Origin of the sequence: Bradyrhizobium sp. ORS 285 (assembly GCF_900176205.1) — a bacterium.
GTDB lineage: Bacteria > Pseudomonadota > Alphaproteobacteria > Rhizobiales > Xanthobacteraceae > Bradyrhizobium.
In genome coordinates this window covers 3,373,205-3,393,590 of sequence record NZ_LT859959.1, presented here as the reverse complement: position 1 = coordinate 3,393,590, position 20,386 = coordinate 3,373,205, and the positions used below count along the sequence as shown (strand labels likewise).

The window sequence follows — 20,386 nt, the reverse complement described above, 5'->3', positions numbered from 1 at the left end:
TGTGTCCCCCCGAATCCTGATCGTCGACGACGATCCGCACATCCGCGAAGTCCTGCGGGTCGCCTTGGGAAAGGCCGACATGACGGTGACGGAGGCCGCCGACGGCCGTGCGGCGCTGGTCAGGTTCGGCGAGGACCGCCCGGACCTGATCGTGCTCGACGTTGGCATGCCCGAGTTCGACGGTCTCGAAGTGTGCCGTCGTATCCGGCGGACCTCGCAGGTGCCGATCCTGTTCCTGTCGGCGCGCGACGAGGAGATCGATCGCATCCTCGGGCTGGAGATCGGCGGCGACGATTACGTGACCAAGCCCTTCAGCCCGCGCGAGCTGGTCGCGCGCGTCAACGTCATCCTCCGCCGGGCCGCAGCCGGCGGAGGCGATCGTGCGTCGGAGCCGGAGGAGCTCGCCCATGGCCGGCTCCGCCTCGACCCGCAGCAGCATCTCGCTCGTTTCGGCGAGACGCCGCTCACGCTGACGGCACTCGAGTTCAGCATTCTCCGCACCTTGATGACACGGCCAGCGGTTGTGTTCAGCCGCGAGCAGATCATGAGCGCGGCCTATCACCTCAACATCCAGGTCTCCGACCGGACGATCGACAGCCACATCCGCAACATCCGTGCGAAGCTTGCGGCCGCCCATTGCGATGACGCCATCGAGACGGTGCACGGCGTCGGGTTCCGGCTCGGCCGCTGCGGCGCGCCATGATCGCGCCGAAGCCGAAGAAAAAATGGCGGCCGTCGCTCGGACAGATCGTGTTCGGCGTGCTCGCGCTCGTCGCCACCCTGCCGCTCGTCGGGCTGTTTTTCTTCCGCATCTACGACAACCAGCTGATCCGCCAGACCCAGGCCGAGCTGATCGCGCAGAGCCGCGTGCTCGCGGCCTTATTTGCCGAGGAGGTCTCGGCGCGCCTCGCCGCCGGCATTCCGCTGGGTGCGGAGATCCCGCCCGAGGCACGGCCCGATGCCACCGACGAGGTGACGCCGATCCGGCCCTTGCTCGATCTGCTCGCCAATGATCTCTTCGTCCGCCGTCCCGATGCGCGCGAGGCGCCTCAGCCCGCTGACCCCGCTTATGTCGCGATCGGCGCACGGCTGTGGCCGATCATCCGCGAGACGCAGAAGGTCACCTTGGCCGGCTTTCGCGTGCTCGATCCGCAGGGCGTCGTGATCGCCGGCCGCGACGAGATGGGCAAATCGCTTGCCCATATCGACGAGATCGCCGCTGCGCTGAAGGGGAAATACAGCGCGGCGCTCCGCATCCGCATTCCCGACAAATCGCCTCCGCCGATCTACTCGTTCAGCCGCGGCGTGGGTGTCCACGTGTTCTCGGCCATGCCCGTCATCGTCAACGATCATGTCGTCGGAGTCATCTACACCTCGCGGACGCCGCGCAACATCTTCGAGCACCTCTATGTGGAGCGTGGCAAGTTCATTGCCGCGGGCTCCGCCATCATCCTCACCACGCTGCTTGTCGGCTTCATCGTGGCGCGGACGATCACCCGCCCGATGCGCGAGCTGGTCGACCGCGCCGGGCGTATCGGGCGCAATGATCCTGCCGGATTCCGCCCGCTCGCCCATTACGGCACGCGCGACTTTGCTGAACTTGCGGAGCATTTCTTCGCGATGGCCGAGCAGCTGGCGCGGCGCTCCAGCTACATCCGAAACTTCTCCGCGCACCTGACGCACGAGCTCAAATCGCCGCTGACCTCGATCAAGGGCGCGGCGGAGCTGATGCTGGACTCCCTGCATGCCACCTCAGGCCAGCTGACGCACGCCGAGCAGGAGACGTTTCTGACCAACATTCTTGGCGATGCCGAGCGGCTTGACCGGATGGCGCAGCGGCTGCGGGAGCTTGCGCGTGCCGAAGCCCTCCAGCAGAGCGAGGCGAGCAGCCTGGCCGAGGTGATCGGTCCGCTGCGCGAACGCTATCCTACAGCACAAATTGGAACAGGCGGCGCGGTGCATCTGCCGATCAGGCTGTCCAGCGAGACGCTCCTGATCGTCCTCACCCACCTTGCCGACAATGCCGTCCGTCACGGCGCCCGCACGATCCGCCTGGAGCTCGACGATCGAGGCGAACAATTGGTCCTCAGCGTGAGCAACGACGGCAGTCCGATCTCGCCGGCCAACCGCGAGCGGATCTTCGACGCGTTCTTCACCACGCGGCGCGACAGCGGCGGAACCGGAATGGGCCTGGCTATCGTGCGCGCCGTCATGATAAGCCATGGCGGCCAGATCGATCTCCTGCCGTCCGACGATGAGGTGCGCTTCGAGCTACGTCTGCCGGCTGGCGAAGAGCCGCCTCAGGCACACCTCAAATAGCAAGAGAACATTTCCTCTTCTTTGAAGTTGCAGATCTGATCGAGATCTCCTGTGGAGGGGCGCAAGCTGCCGGCTTCGGCGATCGCTCCTCCGAGCCGGGCGCGATGGCAAGCAATTCCGCCACCCGCTACCGCAGCAGCCCGGCCATCCCGTCGTTCGTTCGTATACGAGCAATCTGTTTCACCAGGGATTTGCCGAGGCGTCTCGGCTGCGACAGTTCAGCCTGCGCGATTGGGAATGACTCGGCGTTGCGATCCGCGTAAGCTTCGGGGCATTGCACCATCGGCCAGCCTCGACATGGCCTTCGGGAGACCTTGATGAATTCGAGCCGTTTCGACATCACCCGCCGTACCGCACTGCTGACCTCGGCCGCGATCGCAGCCAACGTGGTCAATCCGCTCCGGGCCTTTGCCCAGGAGACCCCGCGCAAGGGCGGCGTGTTCAACGTGCATTACGGCGCCGAGCAGCGCCAGCTCAATCCAAGCCTGCAGGCCTCGACCGGCGTCTACATCATCGGCGGCAAGATCCAGGAGAACCTCGTCGACCTCGATGCCCAGGGACAGCCGGTCGGTGTGCTCGCCGAGAGCTGGGAAGCCACGCCGGACGGCAAGACCGTCACGTTCAAGCTGCGCAAGGGCGTCACCTGGCACGATGGCAAGCCGTTCACGTCCGAGGACGTCGCCTTCACCGCGATGAACATGTGGAAGAAGATCCTCAACTACGGATCGACCTTGCAGCTGTTCCTGACCGCGGTCGATACGCCGGATCCGCAAACGGCGATCTTCCGCTACGAGCGCCCGATGCCGCTCAACCTGCTGCTGCGCGCGTTGCCCGATCTCGGCTACGTCTCGGCCAAGCACATCTATGAGAACGGTGACATCCGGCAGAACCCTGCCAATCTCGCGCCGATCGGCACCGGCCCCTTCAAGTTCGTGAAATACGAGCGCGGCCAATACATCATCGCCGACCGCAACGCGGATTACTGGCGTCCCAACGCGCCCTACCTCGACCGCATCGTGTGGAAGGTCATCACCGATCGCGCCGCGGCGGCGGCTCAGCTCGAGGCGGGCGAGCTGCAATACAGCCCGTTCTCGGGGCTGACGATCTCGGACATGGCGCGGCTCGGCAAGGACAAGCGCTTCATCGTCTCGACCAAGGGCAACGAAGGCAACGCGCGCACCAACACGCTGGAATTCAACGTCCGCCGCAAGGAGCTGTCGGACATCAAGGTCCGCCGCGCGATTGCGCATGCGATCAACGTGCCGTTCTTCATCGAGAACTTCCTCGGCGATTTCGCCAAGCTCGGCACCGGCCCGATCCCGTCGACCTCGACCGACTTCTATCCCGGCGCGAACACGCCGCAATATCCCTACGACAAGGCCAAGGCAGCCGCGCTGCTCGACGAGGCCGGCTACAAGCCGGCCGCCGGCGGCAACCGCTTCTCGCTGAGGCTGCTGCCCGCCCCCTGGGGCGAGGACATCTCGCTGTGGTCGACCTTCATCCAGCAATCCCTGGGCGAGGTCGGCATCCAGGTCGAGATCGTGCGCAATGACGGCGGCGGCTTCCTCAAGCAGGTCTATGACGAGCACGCCTTCGACCTGGCGACCGGCTGGCATCAGTACCGCAACGACCCCGCGGTTTCGACCACGGTGTGGTACCGCTCCGGCCAGCCCAAGGGCGCGCCGTGGACCAACCAGTGGGGCTGGGACGACGCCAAGATCGACAAGATCATCGACGACGCCGCAACCGAGGTCGATCCGGTCAAGCGCAAGGCGCTCTATGCCGACTTCGTGCGCGAGGCCAATACCGAGCTGCCGGTGTGGATGCCGATCGAGCAGATCTTCGTCACGGTGATCACGGCGAAGGCGCGCAACCACTCGAACACCCCGCGCTGGGGATCGACCAGCTGGCACGATCTCTGGCTTTCCGCCTGAGCCTTGATACGTCAGAATAGGCCATGCGCATCCTGAGCCTTGCGGGGCGGCGGCTCGCCGCCTCGATCCCGACCCTGTTGCTGATCCTCATCGGCGTCTTTCTCCTGCTGCAGCTCGCGCCGGGCGATACGGTCGACGCGATGATGGCGCAGATGGGCGGCGGCGATGCTGCGACGGCGCGCGAGCTGCGCCGCTTCTATGGGCTCGACCTCTCGGTCCCGATGCAGCTCACCAACTATCTGTGGCGCCTGGTCCGGCTCGATCTCGGCTTCTCCGCAATCTACGGCAAGCCCGTTGCGACCGTCATCCTGGAACGGCTGCCGCCGACTTTGCTGCTGATGACCTCGGCACTCTCCTTTGCGTTCTTCTTTGGTCTCGTATTCGGCGTGATCGCGGCGCGCGGCGTCAACCGATGGCCGGATACGCTGATCTCGACCGTCGGTTTGATCTTCTACGCCACGCCGTCCTTCTGGTTCGGCCTGATGGCCATCGTGGTTTTCTCGATCTATCTGCAATGGCTGCCGGCCGGCGGCTTCGAGGATATCGGCGCGGTCAGCACCGGCCTCTGGCGCGTGCTCGACATCGCGAGCCATCTGGTGCTGCCATCGCTGACGCTTGGCCTGATCTTCCTGGCAATTTATCTGCGCATCATGCGCGCCTCGATGCTCGAGGTGCTCAATCTCGACTTCGTCCGCACGGCGCGCGCCAAGGGTCTCGATGAGACCCGCATCATCACCCGGCACGTGCTGCGCAACGCGCTGCTGCCGATGGTCACACTGATCGGGCTGCAGGCCGGCACGATGCTCGGCGGCTCGGTCGTCGTGGAGACGGTGTTCTCGCTGCCGGGCCTCGGTCGCCTCGCCTATGAGTCCGTGGTCCAGCGCGATCTCAATACGCTGCTCGGCATCGTGTTCGTCTCCGCGCTGCTGGTCATCCTGGTCAACTTCATCACCGACCTGCTCTATGCGCGGCTCGACCCGCGCATCTCGGCGGAGAGCTAGCGCATGGATGCCGTGAAACGATACTTTCGCAGTCCCGCCGCGGTGCTGGGCCTCGTCCTGCTGCTCGTCGTCTTGGGCATGGCGATCAGCGCCGGCTATTTCTATCCGCGCGATCCCCTTGCCCTCGCCGGCCGGCCCTTGATCTGGCCGTTCGCAAATCCGCGTTTCCTGCTCGGCACCGACAATTCCGGCCGCGACATTGCCGCCCAGATCTTCTATGGCGCGCGGATCTCGCTCCTGATCGGCGGCGTCGCCACGCTGATTGCGGTGACGATCGGCATCCTGGTCGGCGCGCTCGCCGGCTACTATGGCGGCTGGATCGACAACATTCTGATGCGCATCACCGAGGCGTTCCAGACGCTGCCGAACTTCGTGCTGCTGCTGGTGCTGGTGGCCGTGTTCGGCTCGACCTTGACGACAGTGACGATCGCCGTGGGCATCGTCTCGTGGCCCGCTCCCGCACGGTTGACGCGCGCCGAGTTCCTGTCGCTGCGGAGCCGCGAATTCGTCCAGGCCGGCCGCACACTCGGCATGCGCGATACGCAGCTGATCCTGCGCGAGATCCTGCCCAATGCGCTGCCGCCGGTGATCGTCTATGCCGGCGTCGTGATGGCTGTCGCCATTCTCTTGGAGAGCGCGCTTGCGTTCCTGCGGCTGTCGGATGCCAACGTCGCGTCCTGGGGCAATCTGATCGGGCTCGGCCGCGACGTGTTGCGCGTGCAATGGTACGTCTCGGCCATTCCCGGTGTCGCGATCCTCATCACCGTGCTCGCCGTCTCCCTGGTCGGCCAGGGCCTCAACGATGCACTGAACCCGCGGCTGAAGCAGCGATGAGTTCGACAGCCCCCATTCTTTCCGTCGACCGGCTCAGCATCCGCCTGCCCAAGGGCGCCGATCGGACGCACGCGATCTCCGAGGTGTCGCTCACCATCGCCGAGAACGAGATCGTCTGCATCGTCGGCGAGTCCGGCTCCGGCAAGTCGATGATGGCCAATGCGATCATGCGGCTGCTGCCGCAGGGCGTGTCCACCGATAACGGTCGCATCCTGTTCGGCGACCGCGATCTCTGCACGACCTCCGCGGCCGAGATGCGCCGCATCCGCGGCGCCGACATCGCGATGGTGTTCCAGGAGCCGATGACGGCGCTCAATCCGCTGCGCACGATCGGCGATCAGATCGGCGAAGTGCTGGAGATCCACACCGATCTGTCGAAAGCCGAGATCCGATCGCGCGTGCTGTCGCTGCTCGCCGACGTCAATATTCCCGATCCGCCGCGCGCCGCCAAGGCCTATCCTCATGAGCTCTCCGGCGGCCAGCGCCAGCGCGCGATGATCGCGATGGCGCTGGCGCTCGATCCGAAGCTCTTGATCGCCGACGAGCCAACCACCGCGCTCGACGTGACGACGCAGGCGCAGATCCTCAAGCTGATCCGCGAGTTGCAGCAGCGACGCAAGACGGCGGTGCTGTTCATCACCCACGATTTCGGCGTCGTCGCTGAAATTGCCGATCGTGTCGTGGTGATGCAGCATGGCGTGGTGGTCGAGCACGGACCTGCAGCAGAGGTGCTCCGCAAGCCGCAGCACGCCTACACGCAACAGCTGATCGCGGCCGTGCCGCCGGTCGCGGCGCCACCGGCGCGCAAGCTGTCGGATGAGACCATTCTCGCCCTCACCGGCGTCGCCAAGACCTACCGGACCGGCGGCTTTCTCGGTCGCGGCGTGCGCGTCACCCATGCGGTCAAGGATGTCTCACTCGCGCTGCCGAAGGGCGCGACGCTCGGCATCGTCGGTGAATCCGGCTCCGGCAAATCCACCCTCGCCCGCTGCATCATCCGTCTGATCGATCCGGATGCGGGATCGATTTTGCTAGAAGGCGAAGACTGGGCCCGGCTGTCGCACGGCGACATCAGGCAACGGACCCAAAAGATGCAGATGGTGTTCCAGGACCCGTTCGCTTCGCTGAACCCGCGGCGCAAGGCGGCTGAGCTGGTGGCTCAGGGACCGATCGTGCACGGCACGCCGCGGGCGCAGGCGCTCTCAGAGGCCCGCGAACTGTTCGCGCTGGTGGGTCTCGATCCCTCCGCAGCCGATCGCTTCCCGCACGAATTCTCCGGCGGCCAGCGCCAGCGCATTGGCCTCGCCCGCGCACTCGCGCTCAAGCCCGACGTGCTGGTCGCGGACGAGCCCGTCTCGGCGCTCGACGTCTCCGTGCAGGCGCAGGTGTTGAAGCTGCTCACTGGCCTGCGCGAGCGACTCGGCCTGTCGATCATCTTCATCACCCACGACCTGCGCGTCGCGGCGCAGATCTGCGATCTCGTTGCCGTCATGAAGGACGGCGAGGTCGTCGAGCATGGGCTGACGGGCACCGTGTTCGGCAGCCCGCAGCATGCCTACACTCAGGCCCTGCTCGCGGCGATTCCGGGCGGCGACTTCGCCCGGACCGCACAGGGCTGAGCGCTCAAGCATGATCCGGAAAAGTGCGCAGCGGTTTTCCGAAAAGATCATGCGCAAACAAAGACCTCAAGCGCGATGACGATTCATCCTGATCTCATCGCGCTTTAGGCGATCTCGCGCGCGTCGCGGTAGCGATACAGCAGCAGCATCAGCGGCGCGAACGGCCGCAGCAGCGCATGCGCGGGGATCGTGACCGGCTCCGTGAACGGCAGCGCCAGCTCGCCAGCCGGCACGCCACTGACAGCCTTGGCCAGCTCAGCTCCAAGCGGAATGGTCAGCGCCACCGCGCGACCATTGCAGCCGGTCCAGCCATAGGCGTCGGGACCAAGCCGATGGATGCGCGGCATGTAGTCCGTGGTCATGCCGACATAGCCGTTCCAGACATAGTCGAACCGAATCTCGCCGATCTGCGGCCACAGCCGCTGCAAACGTTCCGAGACCCGCGCCTTCAACCGCTCGGCCTTGTTGCCGGGGCCGATCACGGCGCCGCCCGTCACCAGACGATTGCGCGCATCGTAACGCGCGAAATACAGCTCGCCATGGGTGTCGGACATCGCCTGCCGCGCCGGGATGATCGTCTTGCGGACGTTGTCCGACAGCGGCTGCGTCGCCATCTGCCAGGACAGCACCGGCATCACCTCATGCGCGATCTCAGGGGCGAGCGCCTTGGAGAACTCGCCGCTATAGGCGTTGCTCGCCAGCACCAGGGCGCGAGCCGAGAGCTCGCCGCGCGCCGTCCGCACCACCCAGCGCTCGCCGCGCCGCTCGAAGTCGATCACGGGCGAGCGCGCATAGATGCGGCCGCCCAGGCTCAACACGGTGCGCGCCAAGCCGCGCGCGAGCGCCAGCGGATTGATGTGGCCGCCTGTCTTGTTCCAGAAGCCGCCATGCCACGCGTCGGAGCCGAGCATGTCGCGCGCCTGATCACGCGACAGCAGTTCGACATCGGCGCCGAACTTCGACCACTGCTTGAACCTGCGCTCGGCGATCTTGATGCGCCCGGGCGAATGCACCGGCTGTACCCAGCCGGCCTGCTCATGCTCGGCGTCGATGCCATAGCGCCTGACCGTGTTGAACAGCGCCGACGCGCTGTCGCGGAGCATGGCGACGAAGCGCTCGCCGGCTGCACCGTGGCGCTTGATGAGATCCTCGGGATCGGGGCGCGACAGCGTCGGAATGACCTGTCCGTTGTTGCGGCCCGACGCCCCCCAGCCCGGCTCCATCGCCTCGACGATCGCCACGTCCGTGCCCGCCTCACGCAGATGCAGCGCGGTCGACAGGCCGGTAAAGCCGCCGCCGATGATGACGACATCGGCCTGCGCGCTGCCCTCGAGTTCGGGCAGATCAGGGCCGGGAGGAGTCTGCGCGGCCCATAGGGATGGCGGCCATGGAACGTCTTGGGTCGTCATGCTCATCGTGGACAGCTCACCCCTGCTGATCGACCGACCTCGGGGAGATCGATCTTGCCTTGCGCCTGGCGCCCGGCGCCGCCGGTTGCGGCGCATGGGTCGATTGGGCATAGTTCGGCCGCCAATATGCCAATTTCGCTGCAAGGAGACAAACGCGTGGCCCTCAAGAATGTCATCGGTATCGATCACGCTGTCGTCGTGGTGAAGGAGCTCGACGCAGCCGCCGAGACCTGGAAGCGGCTCGGCTTCACGCTATCCCCGCGCGGCACCCACAGCGCCAAGATGGGCTCCGGCAATTACACCATCATGCTCGACCCCGATTACATCGAGCTGCTCGGCATCCTCGCCGAGACCGACCACAATGTGCCGACACGCAATTTCCTCGCGCAGCGCGGCGAAGGCATCGAGCGCATCGCCTTCACGGCCATCGACTCCGCCGCCGGCGCGGAGGAAATTCGCAGCCATGGTTTTGAGCCGATCGGCCCGATCGATTTCGAGCGTCCGGTGCCGCTGCCCGACGGCACGATCTCGGCGGCAAAATTCCGCGTCTTTCAATGGCCCGTTGCGGAGGCACCCGGCGGCCTGCGCATCTTCGCCTGTCAGCACAAGACACGCGAGACGGTGTGGATTCCGGAACTGATGACCCACGCCAATGCCGCCAAGCAGCTGAAGCAGGCCCTGATCGTCACGCCGGATCCGGCGAAGGACGCCGCGCATCTGTCGCGGCTGATCGACCGCGAGGGGCGCAGCGAAGCCGATGGCGCCGTCACGGTGACCTCGGGCGGAGATCGCGCCGATTTCGTGTTCCTGACGCGGGATCAGCTCGCAGCGCGCTATCCCGGCGTGTCGCTCGCCGGCCTGCCGGAGCGCGGCGGCGCCGGCCTGGTGCTGGCCTCGCATGATTTGGCGGCAACGGAAAAGACGCTGGGTGCGGCGGCGATACGCAGCGGCGCGAGTCTCGTGGTGCCGCCGGCAGCGGCGACCGGGACGCTGCTCGCCTTCGTGGCCGGCTAAATCAGCGCGAAGCGGCCGCGTCATCGCGGCCGCTTCGATGTCATTCGGCCGGCTGGAACATCGCCGGGCGGCCGCGCTGGCTGTCGAGCCACCCGACCAGGCGATCCATCAATCCGCCGCTCGACTCCGACGGCTGCGCTGACGACACGAACGGATCGCAATGGCACTTGGCGCCGGCGGCGCGCGACATCTTGGCGACGGCTTCCGTCATCGCCGGCGCGCCGCAGGTGTAGACCACGTCGTTTGGCGTCAGCTCCGGCATGTGCTCGGTCGGACGGCCGCTGCGAATCGCCGGCGAGACGTTCTGCGGCTCCGAGACGATCGGGATGATCTTCACGTTCGGGAAGCGCGCCAGCCGGCACAGCGCCTGATGCATGTAGAACGACTGCAGCGTGCGCGACACCACGATGAACACGATCTCGCGCTTCGGATTCTCCGTGATCGCCGCAACCGCGATCGCCCACATCGGCGCGAAGCCGGTGCCGCTGGCGACGAGGATGATTCGTCCACGATGCTTCTGGCGGAAGAAGGCGGTGCCGAGCGGTGCCGTCAGCTTGACGCGATGGCCGACCTGGATGTCGCGGCCGAGCGCGGACGACACCAATCCGTCCTTCAGGATGCGGATGTGCAGATACAAGAGATGGCTGTCGGGCGCGCCGACCATCGGATAGGTCGGGCTGTAGCAGCGCGTCGGGAAGCCGCGGTACTGGACCTTGGCATATTGTCCGGGGAAGAACCGCAGCGGCTTCGGCATCTCGATCGTGACGCCGACCACGTCGGGCGCCAGCCGCACGAGATCACCGACCTCGCAGTTCATCGTCACGGTGTCGGGAACGGGCTCGGTGATGATCTTCAGATCGGAGACGACACGTGCCTGGCAGGCATGCGCCATGTCGCCTTCCATGCCGCCGAACAGCTTGCCGTCGACGACAGTGACCTTGCAGGAGCCACAGATTCCGCTGCGGCAGTCATGGGGCAGATCCACGCCACTGTTGATGGCGCCGTCGAGCAGGATATCGCCCACATTCGCGTAGAACGTTTCCCTGTTGTACTGGATCTTGCAAATCTTACCCATCACTGCACCTCAAGTCGCATCGGCCGGATCTGCCTCGTATGTCGGATCTGAGTGTGGTCGAACGCAGCGACTCGCATGAAGACACCGTTCTTGATCGGAACGTCGTACTTGCTTTTCGTGTCCATTTTGCGGGCAATTTCGAGCGTCCAGTGGCCGGCCGCCCAACGTGCGGCACAACGAATGTCGGCGCGGTCGCCGGTGAATTCGCCGCTGATGAGAACGCCAGGCACCACCGTCCCGATCGGCGTCTGCGCATCGGCTTCGGCGGAATAAGGCACCGACTCTGCCTCGGTCATGAACCAGCGCGCTCCTTCACTTTCGCCGATGTTCGGATCAAGATTGATCTCGCCCATCGCCGCCGTCATTGCGGCTACGTCCTTCGGCAGGCGCTTCGGTCTGACGCCCCGATTGCCCAGTCTGGCGGCCTCCCTGTCGAGGACGAAATTGTCCGTGTAGTTCGCCGTGCCCGGATCCGGCGCGAAGCCACCCTTATAGGGCGTAAGGCCCTTGACCTGGTCTGGCGTAGGCTCAGCCGGCGGACCGAAATGATCGTCATCCATCCAGCCCGTCGGCCCGCCGCTCGTCGCCTTCCACAGCCATGCATCGGCGTAGAGATTCGGCGCCGGCGTGTAGTGAATGCCGCGGCCCGACAGCGTCGCCGGCTTGTCCGGCATCGGCTGCGAGCTCATGTGGAAGGTCCGGTCAGCAGCCAGCGTGATCGGCAGCGTCGTGAACAACATCGAGAACTTGTCCTCGTTGTAGTCGTTCTCGTCGCCCTTATCGAAGCCGTTGGTCAGCAGATGCCAGCCATCGGCCTTCTTGATCAGCGGCAGCTGCTTCAACGAGCGCGTCGGATCTTCCCAGATGACGAGGAAGTAGACCCAGGTGCCGTCATGCGCCGCCTTGATCCAGACGCGCGACTCGCCGGTGCCGTCGAAATTGTCGCCCTGGTTGGTGGTGACCATGTGCGGCTGGATGTTGCGCCAGACGCGGTCCGATGAATCGCCGTCGAGCGTCGGCGCATCCGAGCTGGCGATCCGGTACACGGTGACAGTGTCCTCCGCGTAATAGTCCGCGGCGAACATCGCCGAGCCGATCACGATGGCTGCCGCCGTGGCGACCATGAACGGGTTGGCCTGGAAGGTCGGATTGCGACGGCGCGAATTGCCCTTCGCCGGCGCAGGCGGCGGACGCATCCGCCCGGGCGGCATGCGCGGCTCGGGCCGTCCCCGCATCGGCTCCTCCATGCGTCGCGGCGCCGGCATCGGCTCGCGCATGGGGGGGCGCTGCTGAGCAGGCGCGGGCTTCTTCGGCGGCGCCTCGGCCTCCTCGAGCTTCTCCGACTGCTCGACCAGCATCGTAAGCAGCTCGACCGGATCGAGTTTTGGCGGCGGCGGCGGCAAGGGGGCGGGCCGGAATACGCGATAGAGCTGCATCTTTCCACCGATGCTGAAGTGAACGAGGATGTGCAGTACCACGAAGGCCGGAATGACCCAGGTCGCATACCAATGGATCATCATGGTCACGTAGCCGGAGGCCACGCCGAAGAACAGCAGGCCGCCCGTGACGATCAAGGTGAACATCGAGACGAACAGCACCCAGTGCAGCATCACGCTAATCGAGCCCAGGCGCGCGGGCCGGCGGCCGAGCAGGCCCTTGAAGCGCATTTTGTCGATGCTGACGCGACGGCCGAGGCCCGCCTTCGAGACATAGATCATGTAGGCAACCGCAACGCTTGCGAGCACGACTCCCGCCGGCATGTGCCAGGTCCAGGTCCGGTGCCGCGGCAGCAGCCAATCAAGATTATTCGCGATCCACGCATGGTTCGGTGCCTCGGTCGCCATGCGAAGCCCGGTCAGGAATGCAATCACCGTGGCCCCGACAAGGGTCCAGTGCAGGATGATCGTTCCATAGTCGGTCTTTCGAATCTTCATGCGTGCGCCTCCCGACATGCGCGCACGGGATCGGCGCGATTCAACGCCGCTCCGGCGACCGACTTGTGATTGAGCGTGTGGACCGTGACATGGACAGTGACATGGCTCGTCGTCCCCATGCCACCCACGGTCCGCACTCGCCCCAAATGCACTCCCGCATCACGCGCTTCGGTGGTGATGTAGTTCAGCAACTCTCGTCCCCCAAGATACTCATTACTTGGCAACCATCTGTCCGACACCGACGCCACCCGCGTCGCCCTTCATTGCGTTGCCCCTTACGTTCGGTACGCCCCCCCAAGATCACGCACCGAAGACCAGTGTTGAAGCATCCAGAGCCGGTGACGGGTTGCTCGGGTTGCGAATGAACTGGTCCGCCGCACTGCCCTCCCTGATGTTGTTATTGCCCGCCGTCAGACCGGATGCCGGACGCTTGCCGCTCACGTGTTCGATGAAAGAACGCACAACCGACGACCGAAATGACCATCAGCAATTGCGCCTGTGTTCGTACGGGGATCCACGTCTGAGCGTGTGTTCGCTGGTGTCACTGTCGTTCCCTACACATCCGCCGATGCCGCATGATCGAGATGACAACGCGAGTCCGTTGCACCGCAGGAAGATTTATTCGCGTTCATGGCGTCAATCGGCCCGGACAGCGGCCAATGAGTGCAGAAGCAAGGTGATAGACGGACGAATGTGTGACGCCCACTCTCCGTCGCGCCTCATCACTGACATGCAACTATCGAAGATCACGGCCGAATCCGATTCGGACTGATGGGCTCGGCAGTTCTCCGCGGCGCGGCTGGAGACCATACCTCCTCAACCTCTCCGCGCTTCGCGCAGCCCGCTGCCTGCGACAGAATTGGCCAGCTGTCCAATTGTTGCCGGAAATTCGTCGGCATCGACTGGCAAGAGCGCTGGCTGACGTATTGGAATTTGGGAGACGCGCCTGGATGAGTCTGGCTCAAGACCGCCCGCGAACGAAAGCCGCGGCTGCCCTCAATGACCTGATCTCGGGAAGCGATGATCCGGTGACGCGGGGCCTGCGTCAGGCTGTCAAGCGCATGGCCGGCATCGGCGTGTTCAGCGGCGTGATCAACATCCTCATGCTCTCCGGCTCCGTCTACATGATGCAGGTCAACGACCGCGTCGTCCCGAGCAAGAATCTGGCGACCCTGATCGGCCTGTCGGTGATGATTCTGGCCGTCTATTTGATTCAGGGTTATTTCGACGCGCTGCGCTCGCGCATGCTGTGCCGGGTCGCGACCGTGTTCGATGCGAGCCTGCAGGACGCCATCCACCACGCTTTGGCCACCCTGCCCCTGCGCGGCACCAAGCCGATGCTGATGCAGCAGCCGTTGCGCGATCTCGACCAGCTGCGCGCCTTCATGTCGAGCATGGGGCCGACCGCTTTTCTCGACATGCCTTGGATCCCGATCTTCCTGATCGGCATGTTCCTGTTTCATCCGCTGATCGGGATCACTGCGATCATCGGCACAGTGGGAATCATCTCGATGACGCTGGTCACCGACCGGCTCTCGAAGCAAGCCAGTCGATCCGCCAGCGACACCAGCGCCGCACGCCAGGTTCTCGCCGATGCCACCCAACGCAACGCCGAGGTGATTCGTGCGCTCGGAATGCTCGACCGCTTCTCGGCGCGCTGGAACGCGGTGAACGAGAAGTATCTTAAGGATAATATTCGCGCGAGCGACGTCTATTCCAACCTCGGTGCCGCTGCCAAAGTGCTGCGCTACATCCTGCAATCGGGCATGCTCGGCATCGGCGCGGCGCTGGTCGTCTCCGAGCAGGCCTCGGGCGGCGTCATGATGGCGTCGTCGATCCTGATGGGCCGCGCCCTCGCGCCGATCGAGATCGCGCTCGGCAGCTGGAAGCAGTTGGTCGCCGCGCGCCAGGGCATCGCGAGGCTGCGCGACGTCTGCAAGGCCACCGCAAAGCCGGAAGCGCCGCCGGTGGCGTTGCCGCGGCCGTTCCGCGAGCTCACCGTCCAGGAGCTCACCGTTGCCGCACCGGGAACGGATCGTCCGATCGTTCAGAACGTGTCGTTCTCGATCAAGGCCGGCACGGGTCTCGCGCTGCTCGGCGCGAGCGCGTCCGGCAAGACTTCGCTGTCGAAGGCGCTCGTAGGCATCTGGCCGACCTTGAACGGCACCGTCCGTCTCGACGGCGCGGCGCTCGACCAATGGAGCAACGAGGATCTCGGACGGCATATCGGCTACCTGCCGCAGGACGTCGCCCTGTTCGACGGCAGCATCGCCGACAACATCTGCCGCTTCGACGAGAATGCGACATCGGATTCGATCCTGAAGGCGGCGCAGATCGCGGGTGTGCACGATATCATCCTGCGGCTGCCCGAAGGCTATTCGACGCGAATCGGCCAGGGCGGCATGTCGCTGTCGGCCGGTCAGCGGCAACGCGTCGGCCTCGCGCGCGCGCTGTATGGCGATCCGTTCCTCATCGTGCTCGACGAGCCGAACGCGAATCTGGACACCGACGGCGAGAATGCGCTCAGCCGCGCGATTCAGATCATGCGGCAGCAGAACCAGAGCATCGTCATCGTCATCTCGCACCGCCCGAGCGCGCTGAACGCGCTCAACATGGCGCTGGTGCTCTACGAGGGCAAGGCGATCGCCTTCGGCCCCTGTCAGGAGATCTTCGCCCGCGTCGCCGGCGCCAAGGCGCCGGCGGGACCGGCGGTCACACATGCCGCTGCCGCACCCAGGGTCGCCGCCCCGACAGCTGCGCCCAATCCGAACGCGAGATCGCTTCGTCGCGCCGCCCCAGCAGAAAGCGCTTGAGCCATGAAACACATCAATGACTTCAGGCCGTTCGACGACCAGGACTATGTGCGACCGAAGACCCGCGCCGTGGGTCCGCAGGGCGATGCTCTGATTCTCGAGCTGCAGCGACTGCAGGGTGCCTTTGACGACGGCTCCGACGAGGATGACCCGCGGGCTCGCCGCGGCTCGCGCGACGGCAAGAAGCGCCGGCGTCCGCCGCCATCGCAAGCGCGGCCGAAGCCTCGCAAGAAAAAAGGCAGCACGATGGGCCGTGCGCTGTCGTTGTTCGGTATCGGCAACCAGGCCCCAAAGCCACGCCGCGCCGAAGGCATCCGCGAGATGGATTGGCAACAGCCCGCGCAGACGCGCGGCTACGAGCCGGAGTTCTCACCTCCGCCACGCAATGCGCCCGCGCGATTACCGGCCAACCAGGCACCGGTGCTGGACCTGCACAACCGACGCGACGCTAATTTCAGCGACGGTGCGCGGCGGCCGATGGGGCAGCAGAACCTTCCTGCGACGCTGGGCCACGCGCCGACCGTTCCGCAGACCGGCGTCCGCCGTCTGGTCGGCACCGCGGGCACGGCCTTGACCACAGGCATGACGTTCATCGCCGCACAGGGAACGGCGGCAGACCTCGATGATGGCTCGGACGAATCCCTCGTGCCGCGCGTCGGCCGCATGTTCGAGAACGAGCTGCGTCTCGGCCTGCGTGTCCTGCTGGTCGCCGCCGTGTTTGGCGGCGGCTGGCTGACGCTGGTACCGCTGGCCGGCGCGGTCGTCGTGCCCGGCAATCTCGTCGTGCAGTCCAACGTGAAGGCGATCCAGCATCCGACGGGCGGCATCGTCGCCGAGATCAAGGTGGACAACGGCAAGCGCGTTGCCGCCGGCGACCTGCTCGTCCGACTCGACGCCACGCAGAGCCAGGCCCAACTGCAATCGATCACCAAGCAGCTGAACGAGCAGCGCGCCAAGATCGCCAGGCTGTCGGCGGAGCGCGATGGTCTGGAGCAGCCGGATTATCCGGCGACGCTGACCTCACGCTCCGACGACCCGAACATCCGCGCTGTCATCGCCTCCGAAAACGCGTTGTTCAAGGCCCGCGCGGTCACCCGCAAAAGCCAGAAGGAGCTGCTGCAGGGCCGCATCGTCCAGCTCAACAACGAGATCAGCGGCATGGAGTCCCAGCTGGATTCGAAGAACAAGCAGATCGACCTGATCAAGGGCGAGCTCGCCGGCGTGCAGGATCTCTACGACAAGCGCCTCGTGCCTTTGACGCGACTGACGACGCTGCAGCGGGAAGCCGCCCGCATCGACGGCGAGCGCGGCCAGCTGGTGTCGAGCGTGGCGGAGACCAAGTCCAAGATCAGCGAAGCCGAGCTGCAGACGGTCAAGATAGACCAGGACTTCCGCAGTGAGGTGGTCAAGGATCTCAGCGAGTCACAGGCCAAGGAAGGCGACCTGGTCGAGAAGAGCGTGGCCGCCCGCGACCAGCTGGACCGCATCGAGATGCGCGCGCCGAATTCGGGCACCATCCACCAGCTCGCGGTTCATACCATCGGCGGCGTCATCAAGCCGGGCGAGACCATCATGGAGCTGGTGCCCGATTCGGACGAACTGCAGGTCGAAGGGCACGTTCAGCCCAAGGACATCGACCATGTCCATACCGGACAGGACGCAATGGTCCACTTCAATGCCTTCAATTCGCACACGACACCGAAGTTAAGCGGCCAGGTCTCGTTCGTCTCGCCCGACATCACCAACGACCAGCGCACGGGCTCCACGTTCTACACGGTCAGGATCACGCTGCCCGACGAGGAGCGGAAGCGGCTCGGCGACGTCAATCTGAAGCCGGGCATGCAGGCCGAGGTCTATGTCCAGACCGGCAGCCGCACGATGCTCAGCTATCTGATGAAGCCGGTTCTCGATCAGTGGCGACGCGCCTTCGTGGAGTGAGCTGACAAAACGCGGTCTGCGTTCCCCGCGGGAATGCAGACCGCATCAGTGCCCCAACATGAATATTGCAAGTTTTTCCCGCACCTCGGACTCGACGATGGTGCCAACCGTTGCGAGACCACCCGTCGACACCCAGCCAAACCTCGGGTCTGACGGCGCCGGCGATCGTCGGAGCAGGCCACGACTTCCCCCGCCGTCGCGCGTGCCGACCCAGGAGGGGCCGCAGGGCCTTCGCTTCGATTTCAACGACGGCTGCCGCGTCATGCTGCCCGACACCGGACAGCCTTGGCGCGTGCGGCTGAGCGATCTCGAGACCGCCAACGTCCTGTTCGACATCGAGCTCCGCTCCGGGCACGTCAACAGCAGCAAGCGCTATTTCGTGCCGTTCAGGGTCGAGGTCTGGTCAGGACATGAGCTCCTGTTACGCCACGACTATGACGCCGCCGGGCGCGACGTCCTGATCCAGTTTCCGGTCGGCACGCTCGGCGACATCATCGGCTGGCTGAGCTATGCGATCAAGTTCAAGGAGCTGCATCAGTGCCGTCTCACCTGCGCAATGGGAGAGGCGCTGATCCCGCTGTTTCGCAGCGCCTACCCCGACGTCGGCTTCGTCACTCACGAGCTGGTCGAGGCCGAGCGTTACTACGCGACCTACTCCGTCGGCCTGTTCTTCGACGACACCGATTTGGTCCATCACCCCCGCGACTTCCGGCAGGTTGGGCTCCACACAACCGCAGCCCACATTCTCGGCGTCGATCCGGCCGAGCAGCCGCCGCGTGTCGCGCTCAGCGAGGACAGCCCTCCCATCGCGGAGCCCTATGTCTGCATCGCGGTGCAGGCCACGACGCAATGCAAGCATTGGAATCATCCGGGGGGATGGGATCGGATCGTGGGCTTCCTCAAAGCGACCGGCTACCGTGTCGTCTGCATCGACCAGAAGGCCGACCGCAGCCACGGTCCGTTCCGTACGCAGATCCCCCGCGACGCTGAGGATCAGACCGGCGACCGGCCACTCACCGAGCGCGCCCGCTGGCTGAAGCATGCCGCGCTCTTCGTCGGTCTCTCGTCAGGCCTGTCCTGGCTGGCCTGGGCGGTCGGAACGCCCGTCGTGCTGATTAGTGGATTCACCCACCCCAGCAATGAGTTTGCGACGCCCTATCGCATCATCAACTACCACGCCTGCAATGGTTGCTGGCATGACGCGCATCATCGCTTCGATCATGAGGATGCGCTCTGGTGCCCACGCTGGAAAGGCACGCCCCGGCAATTTGAGTGCACCCGCCTGATCACGGCCGAGCAGGTCGAAGGCGCGCTGCGCAGGATCCCCGGCTTCGGGCAGGGATTGCGTCCACAACCGAACCTACAGCCGAGCAACGTTCAGCCTCCGCGGGGTGATCCGGCTTTCGCAGCAACTTCGGCCTCGGCTGGCGCTGAGGAGCCGGTCGCGCTGGCCGCCCTGCTGGCGCAGCCGCATGGCGACGTCCCCCGCGGCGGTCTCGCCGTCGGCGTCACGGTCGCAGCAGGACGGCTGTCGGACCAGGCTGCCGCGCAGATCGCCGCAGGCGACGCCGCCGCCAACGCCAGCGATCTGGTCACCGCACTCCAGAGCTACAAGCAGACCATCGACATCGTCAGGTATCTGACGCAGGCCGAGCCCGACAATGCCCTCTTTCAGCGCAACCTATCGGTCGCTTTGAACCGGATCGGCGCCGTGCTGTTCGTTCAGCGCAATCTCCAGGGCGCACATGCCGCCTACTCTGCCAGTCTCGCCATCGTGCAGAAACTGACGGCGGCCAATCTCGCCAATCCTAGTTTTCAGCGCGATCTCGCCTGGTGCCATGCGCTGCTGGCCGACGTGCTCACGGACCAAGGCCGTCATGCCGAGGCGTTCGATCAGCGGCGCTCCAATGCAGCTCTGATCACGCGCCTGGCGAACGCCGCGCCGGATGATTTGGCGCTCCAGCAATTGCTGGCGACGTCCTATCAGCGCCTCGGCGATGCGTTCGTTCCTCTCGGCAATATCGACGGCGCGCTGACCGTCTACCGGATCAGCCTTGGCCTGACCAAGCGTGGGCTCGATGCCAGCGGGCAGGATCCGGCGTGGAATCAGATCTACACGACCCTGCTCCAGAAGATCCGCGCCGCCCTGCTGGCGCAGCGCCAGCTCGCGCCGCAGTCCTGAGCTGCAGCTCGGCGAAATCAATCGATGCTTCCAGACGCGCGCTGAAGTTCAATTTCAGGCGCGAGCCGCCGCACAACTCCGAGCGGTGACCCGCCGTCGCGACACGCGCAGCGGCGCTTCGGGATTCGCACCAGTCCGGCGTTTTCAAGGAACGCGCTGACAGTGCGACACGCCTCCTGCGACAGCCGCAATGGCCGGCCGTCACCGGCACGATGCAGGCAGGATGTTGGCGACAACGTGCCGCCGGCATCGGATCGACACTCCCCGCATCAGTCACCCACCTCCTGAAATCAAGCACTTGGTCGCGTGTTCGG

The 20,386-nt window shown here is 65.3% G+C and carries 13 protein-coding genes; 10 read left to right on the top strand and 3 right to left on the bottom strand.

The genetic code is table 11. From position 1 onward, the window contains the following. The first annotated feature begins 1 nt into the window (after position 1). The 6 genes from BRAD285_RS15225 (at position 2) to BRAD285_RS15200 (ending at position 7,707) form a co-directional block, all read left to right on the top strand. Complete coding sequence (locus tag BRAD285_RS15225) at positions 2 to 703, top strand: response regulator transcription factor (RefSeq protein WP_006609310.1); 702 nt, start codon at positions 2 to 4, stop codon at positions 701 to 703. Continuing rightward, a complete protein-coding gene (locus BRAD285_RS15220; protein WP_006609311.1) occupies positions 700 to 2,319 on the top strand; it encodes an ATP-binding protein in 1,620 nt (539 codons plus the stop codon). Before BRAD285_RS15225 ends, BRAD285_RS15220 begins: the two co-directional genes overlap by 4 nt. A gap of 317 nt (positions 2,320 to 2,636) precedes the next feature. Continuing rightward, on the top strand, positions 2,637 to 4,253 hold the full coding sequence (locus tag BRAD285_RS15215) for an ABC transporter substrate-binding protein (protein ID WP_006609312.1): 1,617 nt from the start codon (positions 2,637 to 2,639) through the stop codon (positions 4,251 to 4,253). Between the two features lie 23 nt (positions 4,254 to 4,276). Then, entirely contained in the window at positions 4,277 to 5,254 is a 978-nt protein-coding gene (locus tag BRAD285_RS15210; RefSeq protein WP_006609313.1) for an ABC transporter permease, read from the top strand. Positions 5,255 to 5,257: 3 nt separating this feature from the next. Beyond that, positions 5,258 to 6,088, top strand: coding sequence for an ABC transporter permease (locus BRAD285_RS15205; protein ID WP_006609314.1), 831 nt, complete (start codon positions 5,258 to 5,260; stop codon positions 6,086 to 6,088). Further along, positions 6,085 to 7,707 carry an ABC transporter ATP-binding protein gene (locus BRAD285_RS15200; RefSeq protein WP_006609315.1) on the top strand — a complete coding sequence of 541 codons (1,623 nt, stop codon included), beginning with the start codon at positions 6,085 to 6,087 and terminating at the stop codon, positions 7,705 to 7,707. The genes BRAD285_RS15205 and BRAD285_RS15200 overlap by 4 nt, the downstream gene beginning before the upstream one ends. 104 nt (positions 7,708 to 7,811) lie before the next feature. On the opposite strand, the gene BRAD285_RS15195 is transcribed toward BRAD285_RS15200, so the two are convergent. Continuing rightward, positions 7,812 to 9,122: an FAD-binding oxidoreductase gene (locus tag BRAD285_RS15195; protein WP_006609316.1), complete on the bottom strand. Its 1,311-nt coding sequence runs from the start codon at positions 9,120 to 9,122 to the stop codon at positions 7,812 to 7,814. A gap of 150 nt (positions 9,123 to 9,272) precedes the next feature. On the opposite strand from BRAD285_RS15195, the gene BRAD285_RS15190 reads away from it, so the two are divergent. Next, positions 9,273 to 10,130 carry a VOC family protein gene (locus BRAD285_RS15190; RefSeq protein WP_006609317.1) on the top strand — a complete coding sequence of 286 codons (858 nt, stop codon included), beginning with the start codon at positions 9,273 to 9,275 and terminating at the stop codon, positions 10,128 to 10,130. Between the two features lie 40 nt (positions 10,131 to 10,170). Here BRAD285_RS15190 and BRAD285_RS15185 read toward each other — a convergent pair whose 3' ends face one another. Continuing rightward, positions 10,171 to 11,205, bottom strand: coding sequence for a 2Fe-2S iron-sulfur cluster-binding protein (locus tag BRAD285_RS15185; RefSeq protein WP_006609318.1), 1,035 nt, complete (start codon positions 11,203 to 11,205; stop codon positions 10,171 to 10,173). Then, complete coding sequence (locus BRAD285_RS15180; protein WP_035644423.1) at positions 11,205 to 13,139, bottom strand: ethylbenzene dehydrogenase-related protein; 1,935 nt, start codon at positions 13,137 to 13,139, stop codon at positions 11,205 to 11,207. The genes BRAD285_RS15185 and BRAD285_RS15180 overlap by 1 nt, the downstream gene beginning before the upstream one ends. Positions 13,140 to 14,200: 1,061 nt before the next feature. Between BRAD285_RS15180 and BRAD285_RS15175 the strand changes: the two genes are divergently transcribed. The 3 genes from BRAD285_RS15175 to BRAD285_RS15165 are packed head-to-tail and all read left to right on the top strand — an operon-like array spanning position 14,201 to position 20,072. Continuing rightward, positions 14,201 to 15,952, top strand: coding sequence for a type I secretion system permease/ATPase (locus tag BRAD285_RS15175; RefSeq protein WP_006609321.1), 1,752 nt, complete (start codon positions 14,201 to 14,203; stop codon positions 15,950 to 15,952). A 3-nt stretch (positions 15,953 to 15,955) separates the two neighbouring features. Further along, positions 15,956 to 17,890, top strand: a complete 1,935-nt coding sequence (locus BRAD285_RS15170) for an HlyD family type I secretion periplasmic adaptor subunit (RefSeq protein ID WP_006609322.1) — start codon at positions 15,956 to 15,958, stop codon at positions 17,888 to 17,890. Between the two features lie 58 nt (positions 17,891 to 17,948). Then, positions 17,949 to 20,072: an autotransporter strand-loop-strand O-heptosyltransferase gene (locus BRAD285_RS15165; RefSeq protein ID WP_006609323.1), complete on the top strand. Its 2,124-nt coding sequence runs from the start codon at positions 17,949 to 17,951 to the stop codon at positions 20,070 to 20,072. Positions 20,073 to 20,386 lie beyond the last annotated feature (314 nt).

Coding starts and splice junctions, on each gene's coding strand:
- BRAD285_RS15215 (WP_006609312.1), top strand. CDS start 2,637: ATGAATTCGAGCCGTTTCGACATCACCCGCCGTACCGCACTGCTGACC.
- BRAD285_RS15210 (WP_006609313.1), top strand. CDS start 4,277: ATGCGCATCCTGAGCCTTGCGGGGCGGCGGCTCGCCGCCTCGATCCCG.
- BRAD285_RS15165 (WP_006609323.1), top strand. CDS start 17,949: ATGAATATTGCAAGTTTTTCCCGCACCTCGGACTCGACGATGGTGCCA.
- BRAD285_RS15180 (WP_035644423.1), bottom strand. CDS start 13,139: ATGAAGATTCGAAAGACCGACTATGGAACGATCATCCTGCACTGGACC.
- BRAD285_RS15195 (WP_006609316.1), bottom strand. CDS start 9,122: ATGAGCATGACGACCCAAGACGTTCCATGGCCGCCATCCCTATGGGCC.
- BRAD285_RS15205 (WP_006609314.1), top strand. CDS start 5,258: ATGGATGCCGTGAAACGATACTTTCGCAGTCCCGCCGCGGTGCTGGGC.
- BRAD285_RS15170 (WP_006609322.1), top strand. CDS start 15,956: ATGAAACACATCAATGACTTCAGGCCGTTCGACGACCAGGACTATGTG.
- BRAD285_RS15175 (WP_006609321.1), top strand. CDS start 14,201: ATGGCCGGCATCGGCGTGTTCAGCGGCGTGATCAACATCCTCATGCTC.
- BRAD285_RS15200 (WP_006609315.1), top strand. CDS start 6,085: ATGAGTTCGACAGCCCCCATTCTTTCCGTCGACCGGCTCAGCATCCGC.
- BRAD285_RS15220 (WP_006609311.1), top strand. CDS start 700: ATGATCGCGCCGAAGCCGAAGAAAAAATGGCGGCCGTCGCTCGGACAG.
- BRAD285_RS15185 (WP_006609318.1), bottom strand. CDS start 11,205: ATGGGTAAGATTTGCAAGATCCAGTACAACAGGGAAACGTTCTACGCG.